Source organism: Bacillus sp. EU55, assembly GCF_038005925.1.
Classification (GTDB): Bacteria; Bacillota; Bacilli; order Bacillales; family Bacillaceae; genus Bacillus; species Bacillus velezensis.
The window spans coordinates 37,501-50,698 of record NZ_JBBOUE010000001.1; the positions used below are offsets into that span (position 1 = coordinate 37,501).

Annotated in this window: 15 protein-coding genes (1 of these 15 cut by a window edge); 14 read left to right on the forward strand and 1 reads right to left on the reverse strand. The window is 44.1% G+C overall.

The features are described 5' to 3' along the window. From NYE50_RS00195 to rsmI, 11 genes are all read left to right on the forward strand, one after another. A protein-coding gene (locus NYE50_RS00195; RefSeq protein WP_224988854.1) for a toxic anion resistance protein crosses the window boundary here: on the forward strand, positions 1–897 show its 3' portion. It extends 222 nt beyond the left edge of the window; 897 of the gene's 1,119 nt are visible here — the last part of the coding sequence; its start codon lies off the left edge, out of view; the stop codon is at positions 895–897. A gap of 77 nt (positions 898–974) precedes the next feature. Beyond that, entirely contained in the window at positions 975–2,408 is a 1,434-nt protein-coding gene (locus NYE50_RS00200; protein ID WP_224988852.1) for an aminotransferase class I/II-fold pyridoxal phosphate-dependent enzyme, read from the forward strand. Further along, complete coding sequence (gene tmk / locus NYE50_RS00205; RefSeq protein ID WP_007615155.1) at positions 2,405–3,043, forward strand: dTMP kinase; 639 nt, start codon at positions 2,405–2,407, stop codon at positions 3,041–3,043. The genes NYE50_RS00200 and tmk overlap by 4 nt, the downstream gene beginning before the upstream one ends. A gap of 70 nt (positions 3,044–3,113) precedes the next feature. After that, positions 3,114–3,443 carry a cyclic di-AMP receptor DarA gene (darA, locus tag NYE50_RS00210; RefSeq protein WP_004264734.1) on the forward strand — a complete coding sequence of 110 codons (330 nt, stop codon included), beginning with the start codon at positions 3,114–3,116 and terminating at the stop codon, positions 3,441–3,443. 12 nt (positions 3,444–3,455) lie between these two features. Then, positions 3,456–3,896 (forward strand): YaaR family protein, encoded by a 441-nt coding sequence (locus tag NYE50_RS00215; RefSeq protein WP_004264730.1) that lies wholly within the window; start codon positions 3,456–3,458, stop codon positions 3,894–3,896. An 11-nt stretch (positions 3,897–3,907) separates the two neighbouring features. Then, positions 3,908–4,897 carry a DNA polymerase III subunit delta' gene (gene holB / locus NYE50_RS00220; RefSeq protein WP_007409919.1) on the forward strand — a complete coding sequence of 330 codons (990 nt, stop codon included), beginning with the start codon at positions 3,908–3,910 and terminating at the stop codon, positions 4,895–4,897. A gap of 2 nt (positions 4,898–4,899) precedes the next feature. Beyond that, on the forward strand, positions 4,900–5,727 hold the full coding sequence (gene ricT, locus NYE50_RS00225) for a competence/sporulation regulator complex protein RicT (protein WP_004264723.1): 828 nt from the start codon (positions 4,900–4,902) through the stop codon (positions 5,725–5,727). A 14-nt stretch (positions 5,728–5,741) separates the two neighbouring features. Beyond that, the gene (gene yabA, locus NYE50_RS00230; RefSeq protein WP_004264720.1) at positions 5,742–6,101 is read left to right on the forward strand and encodes a replication initiation-control protein YabA; all 360 of its coding nucleotides are present in this window, start codon (positions 5,742–5,744) and stop codon (positions 6,099–6,101) included. A gap of 60 nt (positions 6,102–6,161) precedes the next feature. Beyond that, the gene (locus NYE50_RS00235) at positions 6,162–6,905 is read left to right on the forward strand and encodes a tRNA1(Val) (adenine(37)-N6)-methyltransferase (protein ID WP_004264717.1); all 744 of its coding nucleotides are present in this window, start codon (positions 6,162–6,164) and stop codon (positions 6,903–6,905) included. Beyond that, complete coding sequence (locus NYE50_RS00240; RefSeq protein ID WP_007409921.1) at positions 6,892–7,191, forward strand: GIY-YIG nuclease family protein; 300 nt, start codon at positions 6,892–6,894, stop codon at positions 7,189–7,191. Before NYE50_RS00235 ends, NYE50_RS00240 begins: the two co-directional genes overlap by 14 nt. Further along, positions 7,166–8,047: a 16S rRNA (cytidine(1402)-2'-O)-methyltransferase gene (rsmI, locus tag NYE50_RS00245; RefSeq protein ID WP_017419497.1), complete on the forward strand. Its 882-nt coding sequence runs from the start codon at positions 7,166–7,168 to the stop codon at positions 8,045–8,047. The genes NYE50_RS00240 and rsmI overlap by 26 nt, the downstream gene beginning before the upstream one ends. 49 nt (positions 8,048–8,096) lie before the next feature. On the opposite strand, the gene abrB is transcribed toward rsmI, so the two are convergent. Beyond that, positions 8,097–8,387: a transition state genes transcriptional regulator AbrB gene (abrB, locus tag NYE50_RS00250; protein WP_169510469.1), complete on the reverse strand. Its 291-nt coding sequence runs from the start codon at positions 8,385–8,387 to the stop codon at positions 8,097–8,099. 482 nt (positions 8,388–8,869) lie between these two features. Here abrB and metG point away from each other — a divergent pair, with 482 nt between their 5' ends. The 3 genes from metG (at position 8,870) to NYE50_RS00265 (ending at position 13,169) form a co-directional block, all read left to right on the forward strand. Continuing rightward, on the forward strand, positions 8,870–10,861 hold the full coding sequence (gene metG / locus NYE50_RS00255; protein WP_022552471.1) for a methionine--tRNA ligase: 1,992 nt from the start codon (positions 8,870–8,872) through the stop codon (positions 10,859–10,861). 80 nt (positions 10,862–10,941) lie between these two features. After that, positions 10,942–11,709 (forward strand): TatD family hydrolase, encoded by a 768-nt coding sequence (locus NYE50_RS00260; protein WP_121984736.1) that lies wholly within the window; start codon positions 10,942–10,944, stop codon positions 11,707–11,709. Positions 11,710–11,843: 134 nt separating this feature from the next. After that, positions 11,844–13,169, forward strand: a complete 1,326-nt coding sequence (locus NYE50_RS00265; protein ID WP_023356663.1) for a G5 and 3D domain-containing protein — start codon at positions 11,844–11,846, stop codon at positions 13,167–13,169. Positions 13,170–13,198: the final 29 nt, after the last annotated feature.

Here is a 13,198-nt window from a genome sequence, read left to right on the forward strand (position 1 = left end):
GCAGGAGAGATGGGACAGATACTGGCTGATTTGATGCTGAAGCTTGACCAGGTAAACCCCGATGATCTGCAGATGAAGAACAAAGGTTTTTTCGCCCGGCTGTTTAAAAGGGTATCCGGTTCTGTGCAGGAAGTGCTTTCGAAATATCAAAAGACAAGTGTGCAGATTGACCGTATCAGCAGAAGGCTGGAACATTCTAAAAATGTGCTGTTGAGTGACAATAAATTGTTAGATCAGCTGTACGCCCAAAATAAACAATACTTTTCTGATTTAACTATGTATATAGCAGCGGGGGAATTAAAATTAGATGAGCTGAAAACAAAGCTGATACCCGAAGCGGCAAGAAAAGCCGAATTACAAGAACACAATCAAATGGCCGCGCAGGAAGTGAATGACCTTCGCCAGTTTGCCGACCGTCTGGATAAGAGAGTGCATGATCTGCTGCTGAGCAGGCAGATTACGCTTCAGAGTGCGCCGCAAATCCGTCTGATTCAAAACACGAATCAGGCACTGGCAGAGAAAATTCAGTCCTCCATTGTTACGGCTATTCCTTTATGGAAGAATCAAGTTGCCATCGCCCTGACACTAATGAAGCAGCGGAGTGCGGCAGATGCACAGCAGAAGGCGGCGGATACGACGAATCAATTGCTCCTGAAAAATGCTGAGCTTCTGAAAACAAGTACAGTCGAGACCGCCAAAGCCAATGAGCGCGGACTTGTTGAGGCAGAGACCCTCAAAAAAGTGCAGGAAAGCTTAGTCAGCACACTTGAAGAAATCATGTCTATTCAAGAAGAAGGCAGGATGAAACGCAGGCGTGCCGAGGAGGAGCTTGTTATCATGGAAGGCGATTTAAAAAAGAAGCTGCTTGATATGGGGACCGGCCGGGATAACGGCTAGATGGCAAAAAGTCTTAGCTTTAAGTTGGCTCGCAGGCACGATATAATAAGAAAGACAGGCAAAGGATTTGTTTAAAAATGGACACACCTTTATATACAGCGCTGATGAAGCATGCGCACCGAAATACGTACTCTTTTCATGTTCCGGGACATCACAATGGAGATGTCTTTTTTGATGAAGCCAAATCTGTATATCAATCTCTTTTATCTATTGATATGACTGAGATCACGGGTCTTGATGACTTGCACCACCCGACGGGGGTCATTAAGGAAGCGCAGGATTTGGTGAGCAGATTTTACGGCTCTCAGGAAAGCTTCTTTCTCGTCAATGGAACGACCGCCGGCAATCTGGCGATGATTTTAGCTGTTTGTGAACCGGGTGAACCCATTCTGATCCAGCGTAATTGTCACAAGTCTGTTTTCCATGCGGCGGCATTGGCCGGAGCCAAGCCGGTTTATTTGTCGCCGGAATTCGATGAAAACATGCATGTGCCGGCACATGTATCCCTTTCAGTCATCGAAAACGCGCTGGCGTCATATCCGAACGCGAAAGGACTTGTTCTGACCAATCCGACTTACTACGGGCATGCTGCCGATTTGACTGCGGCAGTTAAAAAAGCCCATTCATACGGCGTTCCTGTACTGGTGGATGAGGCTCATGGGGCTCACTTTGTGTTAGGCCAGCCTTTCCCGCCTTCATCATTGGCTATGGGGGCGGACGCCGTTGTTCAATCGGCTCACAAAACGCTTCCGGCTATGACGATGGGGTCTTACTTTCATTTGAACAGCACCAGAATTGACAGAGAACGATTAACTTATTATGTAAGCAGTTTGCAAAGCAGCAGCCCGTCATACCCGATTATGGCATCTTTAGATACGGCGCGCGCTTATGTACAGGATATTGCTGAAAAAGGGACACTTCCCGTTCATATGGAGCATATTGAGAAAATCAAAGGAAGGTTCGCATCAATTTCTTCTATTGAAATAATCGAGCCTTCCGGATATGGGCTGCGGGCGGATCCGTTAAAATTAATTCTTCGCTCAAAGCTCGGACATTCCGGCTATTCATTACAACGTATTTTGGAGAGTGAAGACATTGTTGCCGAGCTGGCTGACGAATACCAAGTATTGCTCGTCCTGCCGATAGGCGGCCGGCGGATGATAGAACAGGAAACCGTAAGAAACATACAGCAGAAACTGGAGAATACACCGCCCGATAAATTGCCGGATGCCGTGAATTGGACATTTCCGTCCATTTCGACACTTGAATATCCGCAAAATGAGATGCGGAAGTTTACAAAAGAGCCTGCAGATATAAATAAGGCGGCCGGGCGCTTGCATGCGGGGAACATTATTCCTTATCCGCCGGGAATTCCGCTGATCATGGACGGAGAACGGATAACAGAAGAGATCGTACAAAAGCTTTCCCGTTTAATCGGCATGGACGCGCATATTCAAGGCTTGTTAAACGGGGAACAATTACTTGTCTATATAGAAGAGGAGAAATCATGAGCGGTTTATTTATAACATTTGAAGGTCCTGAAGGTGCAGGGAAAACGACTGTGCTTCAGGAAATGAAAGAGATTCTGTCGGCAGAGGGGCTTCCGGTGACAGCGACAAGAGAACCGGGCGGCATCGACATTGCGGAACAGATCAGAGAAGTGATCTTAAATAAAAACAATACACTGATGGATGCAAAAACGGAGGCACTGCTTTACGCTGCGGCGAGAAGACAGCATTTAGCCGAAAAGGTGCAGCCTGCATTGAAAGAAGGGCGCATTGTGCTGTGCGATCGTTTCATCGACAGTTCGCTGGCTTATCAAGGCTATGCGAGAGGGCTCGGGATTGATGAAGTTCTTTCTATCAACCAGTTTGCAATCGGCGATACGATGCCTGATGTCACCATCTATTTTTCTATTGAGCCGGAAGAAGGGTTGAAACGGATTACGTCGAATGATTCAAGAGAAAAGAATCGTCTCGATCTTGAGGCCCTGCACTTTCACACGAAAGTACGGGAAGGATACCAAAAGGTAATGCAGCGTTTTCCGGAAAGATTCCATACAATCGACGCATCGAAAAAGAAGGAACTCGTCATTCAGGACGCACTTCAAGTGATAAATGAAGCATTGAAAAAAATTCAGTTGTGACCTGTTTCTCATAAGTTGCTATAATGAATGTAACGACAATGTTCTTTCCAACCTAAAGGGGGCCTAGAGAATGAAACTAATAGTGGCAGTGGTGCAGGATCAGGACAGCAACAGGCTTTTGAAAGTATTAACCGACCACAACTTTAGGGTGACGAAACTTGCGACAACAGGCGGATTCCTTAAATCAGGCAATACGACGTTTATGATCGGGGTGGAAGATATCCGTGTCGATAAAGCGCTCAGCCTCATTAAAGAGAATGGCTGTAAACGTGATCAGATGATTGCCCCGGTATCCCCGATGGGCGGGAATGCGGATTCCTACGTTCCATATCCCGTCGAAGTGGAAGTCGGCGGAGCGACGGTCTTTGTCCTCCCGGTCGATGAATTTCATCAATTTTAAGGATTTGACGACGTGAAAATAAATTCTGACTTACGTACATTTATTGAGAAAAAGCAGCAGCCTGCTTATAAAGCGGCAGAGCTTTCCGGAACATTTAAAAGTTCAATGGACAGCCAAAGCAGCAAGCTGAAATTTGATCAGCTGAGCAGGTTCTTAACGGATATAGAAACGTTCGGGAAAAGGCTGACGAAGTCGAGAAACTTCAAAGACTTAGCGAAATTCAAAGGATTGGTAAAACGTTTTGTAAAAGAGGCCGTAGACAGCGGATTATCGCATGAGACGGAGAAAAGCTTTGACCTGTACGGCAGCAGCCGGACTCTGGGGCTTGTGAAAGAAATAGATGAAAAACTGCTTCAGCTGACGGAAGAAATGTTAGATCAGGAAAAACCGGCAATTGATTTGCTGGATCGAATCGGAGAAATAAAAGGTTTATTGATTAACCTTTACACATAGAGAGTGATACAATGGCAATATCATGGAAGGAAATGACCGGGCAGCAGCCCAGAGTGATGCGGCTTTTGCATAACAGCATTGAAAAGAAAAGGCTTTCTCACGCATATCTGTTTGAAGGCAAAAAAGGTACGGGCAAATTGGATGCCGCACTGCTTCTCGCAAAAAGCTTTTTTTGCCTTGAAGACGGGACTGAGCCTTGCGGGGAATGCCGGAACTGTAAGCGTATCGAATCCGGAAACCATCCCGACCTACATGTGGTTCAGCCCGACGGATTATCCATTAAAAAGGCTCAGATCCAATCGCTTCAGGAAGAGTTTTCTAAAACAGGACTGGAATCGCATAAAAAGCTGTACATTATATCCCATGCGGATCAAATGACGACAAATGCAGCAAACAGTCTGCTGAAATTTTTAGAGGAGCCGAGTCAAGACACCATCGCAATTCTTATTACTGAGCAGCTCCATCGAATACTGGATACCATTGTTTCGAGATGTCAGGTTCTTCCGTTCCAGCCGCTTCAGCCGAAAGCCATAGAAGAAAGACTGATTGAACAGGAAGTGAGCCCTCACATGGCCCGGCTCTTAGCAAATATGACAAATAATATTGCGGAAGCAGTCGAATTAAGTCGAAATGATGAGTTTGCAGAGTCCAGAGCGAAAGTGATAAAATTGTATGAAGTCTTACATCAGCGGAAAGGACATGCCTTTTTCTTCATTCAGGATCAGTGGGTGCCCTTTTTCAAAGAAAAAACCCATCAAGAAATGGGTCTTGATATGCTCTTATTGATATACCGTGATGTATTATCCATCCAAATTGGAAATGAAGATAAACTGATTTATCAAGACTTATTCCAATCAATAAAACAGCATGCGCTGCAATTTACACAACAAAGCGTTACGAACCAAATTCTCGCTGTTTTAGAAGCAAAAAAACGGCTTCATTCCAATGTGAATGTGCAGGGATTAATGGAGCACTTGGTGTTAACGTTGCAGGAGGGATAAGCTTGTACAACGTAATAGGCGTCCGCTTTAAAAAAGCGGGAAAAATTTATTATTTTGATCCGAACGGATTTGATATAGAACAAGACAGCTGCGTCATTGTTGAAACCGTAAGAGGTGTCGAATACGGGCAGGTTGTCATCGCAAATAAACAAGTGGACGAGCATGATGTTGTGCTTCCGCTTCGAAAGGTCATACGCGTTGCTGATGAACGCGATCTTCTCATTGTAGAAGAAAACAAACAGGAGGCCTTGTCCGCTTTTGAAGTCTGTCAGAAAAAAGTGGCTGACCACGGCTTAGATATGAAGCTGGTTGATGTTGAGTTTACATTTGACCGCAATAAAGTCATTTTTTACTTTACAGCAGACGGACGGGTAGATTTCAGGGAATTGGTCAAAGACTTGGCTTCTATCTTTAAAACGAGAATCGAATTGCGCCAAATCGGGGTGAGGGACGAGGCGAAAATGCTCGGCGGTATCGGACCATGCGGGAGAATGCTTTGCTGCTCCACGTTCCTCGGTGATTTTGAACCGGTGTCCATCAAAATGGCGAAGGATCAAAATTTATCGTTGAACCCAACGAAGATTTCCGGTCTGTGCGGCCGTTTGATGTGCTGTTTGAAGTACGAAAATGATGAGTATGAGACGGCAAAAGAACAGCTGCCGGATTTAGGCGAAATGATTACGACGGCAAACGGCCCCGCAAAGGTTGTCGGTCTTAATATTCTGGAACGGGTGCTTCAGGTGGAACTGAAGAATCGTGAAAAAGTGATAGAATATACTTGGGAAGAGCTCTTGGAAGAGGGCGTCGTATCCGCACAAACCACAGATTAACGAGGTGTGGAACCTTGGATAAAAAAGAGTTATTTGATACTGTCATAAACCTGGAGGAACAAATCGGTTCGCTGTACCGTCAGCTGGGTGACTTAAAGCAGCATATCGGCGAAATGATTGAAGAGAATCACCATCTTCAGCTTGAAAATAAGCATTTGCGTAAGCGGCTTGATGACACGACAGAGCAAATTGAGAAATTCAAAGCCGATCAGAAAGAAACAAAAACACAGAAGGCAGAGCAGAGTGATATAGGAGAAGGGTACGACAATCTGGCCCGGCTGTATCAAGAAGGCTTTCATATTTGCAACGTCCATTATGGGAGCGTCCGCAAGGGAGATTGCCTTTTTTGTCTGTCCTTCTTAAATAAAAAATAAGGAAAAGGCTTCCGCTGTTGTCGGAAGCCTTTTTCAAAGAGTGCCGAAAGGAATAAGATTATGGTTTCATTACGTGATGATGAAAGATTGGATTACTTATTAGCAGAGGATATGAAAATAGTACAGAGTCCGACGGTTTTCGCTTTTTCATTAGATGCCGTGCTGCTGTCTAAGTTTGCATACGTTCCGATTCAAAAGGGGAACATCGTTGATTTATGTACGGGGAACGGCATTGTGCCGCTTTTGCTCAGCACAAGGTCAAAAGCCGATATCACCGGGGTTGAAATTCAGGAACGCTTGTATGATATGGCGCTCCGAAGCGTGGAATACAACGGGCTGGGCGGTCAGATCAGTCTCATTCATGATGATCTGAAAAATATGCCGGAAAGACTCGGACATAATAAATATGATGTTGTCACCTGCAATCCGCCTTATTTTAAAACACCGAAAGAAGCGGAGCAGAACCTGAACGAGCATCTCAGAATCGCAAGGCACGAAATCCTTTGCACGCTTGAAGATGTGATTTCCGTCAGCAGCAAACTGCTGAAGCAAGGCGGAAAAGCGGCTCTCGTTCATCGGCCGGGGAGGCTTTTGGAAATCTTTGAATTAATGAAAGCGTACCGAATAGAACCGAAACGGGTTCAGTTTATTTATCCGAAACAAGGTAAAGAAGCGAATACCATTTTGGTTGAAGGAATTAAAGGCGGCCGCCCTGATCTCAAAATTCTTCCCCCGCTGTTCGTATACAATGAACAAAATGAATATACGAAAGAGATCCGCACGATTTTATATGGAGACAAATAGTCATTTCTTTTATGTGCTGCTGTGCAATGACAACAGTCTGTATGCCGGTTATACAAATGATCTGCAAAAACGGCTGAAAACCCACAATGAGGGAAAGGGCGCGAAGTACACAAGGGCGCGGAGGCCGGTTTCGTTATGCCATGCGGAATCATTTGAAACAAAACGGGAAGCGATGCAGGCGGAATACCGTTTTAAACAGCTGACCCGAAAGAAAAAAGAGCAATATATAGAAGAAAAACGACGCAGCAAGGAGGCTGTATATGTTAAGACGCCAGATGAGTTTTAACGGAAAATCTGAAATGGGAACTCTGTACCTTGTTCCTACACCGATCGGCAATTTGGAGGACATGACCTTTCGTGCAGTAGAGACGCTGAAATCGGCCGATGTCATAGCTGCCGAAGATACGAGACAGACGAAAAAGCTGTGCCATGTTTATGCCATAGAAACATCTCTCATCAGCTATCATGAACATAATAAAGAAAGCAGCGGCCATAAAATCATTGAATGGCTGAAAAGCGGAAAGAATGTGGCATTGGTCAGTGATGCCGGCATGCCGACAATTTCCGACCCGGGGGCTGAGATTGTGAGAGATTTCACCCAAATCGGCGGATATGTCGTTCCGCTTCCGGGTGCAAATGCGGCATTAACCGCGCTGACCGCATCAGGCATCACCCCGCAGCCGTTTTTCTTCTACGGATTTTTAAACAGACAGAAAAAAGAAAAGAAGAAAGAACTCGAAATCCTGAAAAAACGGCAGGAAACGATGATATTTTATGAAGCGCCGCACAGATTAAAAGAAACATTAACAGCAATGCATGACGTTTTGGGTAATCGAACCATCGCCGTCACGAGAGAATTAACGAAAAAGTACGAGGAATTCATCAGAGGAACCATCGCCGAGGTGATTGAATGGGCAAATGAAGATCAAATCCGCGGTGAGTTCTGTCTCGTTGTCGAAGGAAATCAAACCGCTGAACCGGATGAAGAGGAAAAGCCTTGGTGGACGGAGCTTTCTGAGAAAGAACATGTGGAGCATTACATAAATGAAGGATCTTCTTCCAAACAGGCCATAAAACAAACAGCGGTAGATCGGGACGTGCCGAAACGCGAGATTTATGACGCCTATCACATTCAATCATAAAAAAAACCGTTCTTGTGTCGTAACAAGAACGGTTTTTGTATGAAATAGCTTATTTTTGGTTTTGAAGCTGGTTTTGAATTTCAGAGATGATTTGCTCAGCGCCTTCTTTGCTGAGTACCAATTTGCCGCCGGCAAGTTTAAGGTTATCATCAGAAACTTCACCAGTTACTTGGCAAGTCATGTTTGGTTTATATTTTTTAAGGATGATTTTTTCATCATCAACATAAATTTCAAGAGCGTCTTTTTCTGCGATGCCCAGTGTACGGCGAAGTTCGATAGGGATAACTACGCGTCCAAGTTCATCAACTTTACGTACGATACCAGTAGATTTCATTAACAGTCTCCTCCCGAGAGATAATTATTTGTAGTTTATATTTTTCTTCGTCATTATTCGACAAAATTCCTTACATTCCTAGCATAACAAGGTTTCCAATAATCGTCAATCTTTTTGTTTGCTATTGTTTGTAAGAATTAGTTCTTATAGTAAGTAAAGCCTTGGAAATCCTGAAATAACAGGTTTTTTGACTGCTTTTTCGAACCTATTATCCTACTGAAAATCCTTTTAAATCAAGACTTTCGAACCAAGATGTTTTATATTAGTAGATTATATACGACAAATTTCGACATGTTAAGACTTTTTTTAATTTCAATAAAAATTTTTAATTTTATTTACTCTTTTACGCGCAGTACGTATATATCCTTGATCTTAAAGGCTAAGATGGTATCATAGATAGAGGACAAATATCAATATTGTATATCAAATAAAACCGCTCTCGTCCTTTGGGCGTGAGCTTTTCGACATTCTGAATGGGAGGTTGCAACATGCCGCAAGACAATAATACTTTTTATATTACAACCCCGATATATTATCCGAGCGGAAAATTACATATCGGCCATGCTTATACTACCGTGGCCGGCGATGCGATGGCGCGTTACAAAAGATTAAAAGGATTTGACGTACGCTACTTAACCGGAACGGATGAGCACGGACAGAAAATCCAGCAGAAAGCGGAGGAAGAGAATATCACGCCTCAAGCTTATGTGGATCGTGCAGTTGCTGAAATCCAAAAACTATGGAAGCAGCTCGACATTTCTCACGATGATTTCATCCGGACGACGGAAAGCCGGCACAAAGAAATTATCGAGAAAGTGTTTCAAAAACTTCTTGATAATGGTGACATTTACCTGGATGAGTATGAGGGCTGGTACAGCATCCCTGATGAAACATTCTATACGGAAACACAGCTGGTGGATGTGGAACGAAATGAGAAGGGTGAGGTTGTCGGCGGAAAAAGCCCTGACAGCGGACACCCGGTCGAATTAATCAAAGAGGAGTCATACTTCTTCCGCATGAGCAAATACGCAGACCGCCTGCTGAAGTTTTATGAGGAAAATCCTTCTTTCATTCAGCCTGAATCGCGCAAAAATGAAATGATTAACAACTTCATTAAACCGGGGCTTGAAGATTTGGCCGTTTCCAGAACGACGTTCGACTGGGGCGTAAAAGTGCCGGGAAATCCGAAGCATGTCGTGTATGTATGGATTGACGCACTGTTCAACTATATTACAGCGCTCGGTTACGATACGGAAAATGATGAGCTTTACAAAAAGTACTGGCCGGCTGACGTCCATCTTGTCGGTAAAGAAATTGTCCGTTTTCATACCATTTACTGGCCGATTATGCTGATGGCGCTTGATCTCCCGCTGCCTAAGCAAGTATTCGCGCATGGCTGGTTATTGATGAAAGACGGAAAAATGTCGAAATCAAAAGGAAATGTCGTTGATCCGGTAACGTTAATTGAACGCTACGGCTTGGATGAACTTCGCTATTACCTGCTTCGCGAAGTACCGTTCGGTTCTGACGGTGTCTTTACGCCGGAAGGTTTCGTAGAACGGATTAATTATGACTTGGCGAACGACTTAGGAAACCTTCTGAATCGTACAGTCGCAATGATCCAAAAATATTTTGACGGCGAGATTGGTTCATATGAAGGAAATGTGACCGATTTTGATTCAGAGCTTTCTTCTGTAGCCGGTGAAACGGTTAAAGCTTATGAAAAGGCAATGGAAAACATGGAGTTTTCAGTCGCTTTATCAACGCTATGGCAATTAATCAGCCGTACGAACAAATATATTGATGAAACTGCTCCGTGGGTGCTTGCTAAAGATCAGGAAAAAGAAAAAGAATTACGTTCTGTCATGTATCATTTAGCTGAATCATTACGTATCTCAGCCGTATTGCTCCAGCCTTTCTTGACACAAACGCCTGAAAAAATGTTTGCACAGCTAGGAGTTGAGGATCAGTCTCTTAAAGCATGGGACAGCATTCAGACATTCGGCCAATTGAAGAACACGAAAGTGAAAAAAGGGGAACCGCTTTTCCCTCGTCTTGAAGCTGAAGAAGAAGTAGCTTACATCAAGCAAAAAATGCAAGGAACTGCTCCTGCTAAAGAAGAAAAGGCGGAAGAGCCGCAAGAAGCAGAGCGTCTTCCTGAAATTACGTTTGATCAATTTATGGATACAGAACTTCGCGTCGCAGAAGTCTTGTCCGCAGAGCCGGTGAAAAAAGCAGATCGGCTGCTGAAATTGCAAATTGATCTGGGCTTTGAACAGCGCCAAGTTGTATCAGGTATCGCGAAGCATTATACACCGGATCAGCTTGTGGGAATGAAGATCATTTGTGTAACGAATTTAAAACCTGTAAAACTGAGAGGCGAGCTTTCTCAAGGAATGATACTGGCAGGAGAATCGGACGGCGTTCTCAAAGTTGTAGCTGTCGACCAGTCATTACCGAAAGGCACTCGAATTAAATAAATAAATAGATGCAAAAGGTGTTTCACGTGTAACATTCCGTCGAACACCTTTTGTTTTTCAACAAGAAAGGAGTTTTTATGATGCTTTTTGATACACATGCGCACTTAAATGCCGAGCAATTTGACACAGACTTAGAGGAAGTCATTGCGCGTGCAAAGGCTGAAAAAGTTGAACGAATCGTCGTTGTCGGATTCGACAAACCCACTATCACGCGTGCGATGGAGCTGATTGAGGAATATGACTTTATATACGCTGCGATCGGTTGGCATCCGGTAGACGCAATTGACATGACAGAGGAAGATTTATCATGGATTAAGGAACTGTCCTCTCATGAAAAAGTCGTGGCAATCGGAGAGATGGGCCTTGATTACCACTGGGATAAATCACCAAAAGGCGTTCAGAAAGAAGTATTCCGGAAACAAATCGCTCTCGCCAAAGAAGTGAACCTTCCAATTATCATTCATAATCGTGATGCAACGGAAGATGTTGTCACGATTTTGAAAGAAGAGGGGGCGGAAGAAGTCGGCGGCATTATGCACTGCTTTACGGGGAGCGCGGAGGTTGCGCGGCAGTGTATGGATATGAATTTCTATATTTCATTCGGCGGACCGGTTACCTTCAAAAATGCGAAGAAACCAAAAGAAGTAGCAAAGGAAATTCCGAATGACCGTTTGCTGATTGAAACGGACTGTCCTTTCCTGACACCGCATCCTTTCCGCGGTAAACGAAATGAGCCAAGCTATGTAAAATATGTTGCTGAACAGCTCGCTGCATTAAAAGGGCTGACATATGAAGAAATTGCCTCAATTACAACCGAAAACGCAAAAAGACTTTTCCGCATGAACTGACAGAATGCGCTGTCGTAACGTGTAAAGGCTTGTCCGATTCAGTGGATATGTAAAACCGTTCTACAAGCTTCCTTCTCCTCATAAGATAGGTTGTCGATATGTCTCTCTTCCTTTTTTTGCTTTGTTTTTGCATAATGAGGGATACGCTGAAGGTTTTTCATCTTCGAGATGGGAGGGTTGACAGCATTTTAGATACTCTATATAATCTCTCCGAGGAGAAGGAGGCGTTTTTCATCACACAAAAAATGAAAAAACTGTTTTCCGTAAAGCTTGGTAAAAGCAAGGTTATTCTTATTGCAGCTATTATTCTGCTGGGCGGAACCGGGACTGCATACGGGGCACATGAGCTCTCAAAACAATCAGTTTCTGTTTCCATCAACGGCAAGAAAAAGCAAATACGCACTCATGCAAAAACGGTTGGGGAACTTCTGGAAGATTTACATATAGAGACGAGAAATGAAGACCGGATTACCCCGTCTAAGCAGACAGCATTGGCAGACAACATGAATGTCGTGTATGAAGCTGCAAAGCAGATCCGTGTGACAAGAGGCGGAGAAGAAAAGACTTTATGGTCAACGGCAAAAACAGTCGGCGCATTTCTGAACGAACAGCATACACCTGTGAATCAGCACGATAAAATAGATCCAGCAGCAGATACGAAAGTGACAAACGGCATGAAAGTCACGGTCGACCCGGCTTTTCAGGTCACTGTAAATGATGCGGGAAAGAAAAAGAAAATATGGACGACTTCGACTACGGTCGCTGACTTTTTAACGCAGCATAAGATGGACATGAAAGACGAAGATAAAGTAAAACCGGCATTACACGAAAAGCTCACAAAAAATCAGGCCGGTATACAAATCACTCGTATCGAAAAAGTCACCGATGTAGTTGAGGAAAAAATAGCGTATCAAGTGAAAGAAAAAGAAGATGCGTCTCTCGACAGCGGGAAAGAAAAGATCGTTCAAAAAGGAAAAGAAGGCAAACTTAAAAAGCATTTTCATGTTGTCAAAGAAAATGGAAAAGAAGTATCAAGAAAGCTTGTCAAAGAAGAAACATCTGAAAAAAGCAAAGATCAGATCATAGCGGTCGGCACAAAGCGGCACAGTCCCAAGATTGAGCAGCTCAGTGCACCTGTGAAGGCATCTTCGGGCGAAACCGGATCTTCCGGTAAAGTGATTACCGTGTCTTCCACGGCTTATACCGCAAGCTGCAGCGGCTGTTCCGGCCATACGGCTACAGGCGTTAACCTGACAAGCAATCCGAATGCCAAAGTCATTGCGGTAGACCCTAGCGTCATTCCGCTCGGCACGAGAGTCCACGTAGACGGATACGGGGATGCCGTGGCCGCTGATACGGGCTCAGCCATTAAAGGAAGACGGATTGATGTCTTTTTCCCTGAAAAATCTTCAGCTTACCGCTGGGGAAAGAAACAGGTCAAAATAAAAATCTTAAATTAATTCCGATTCACTCAGAGGGTTTTGCGCCC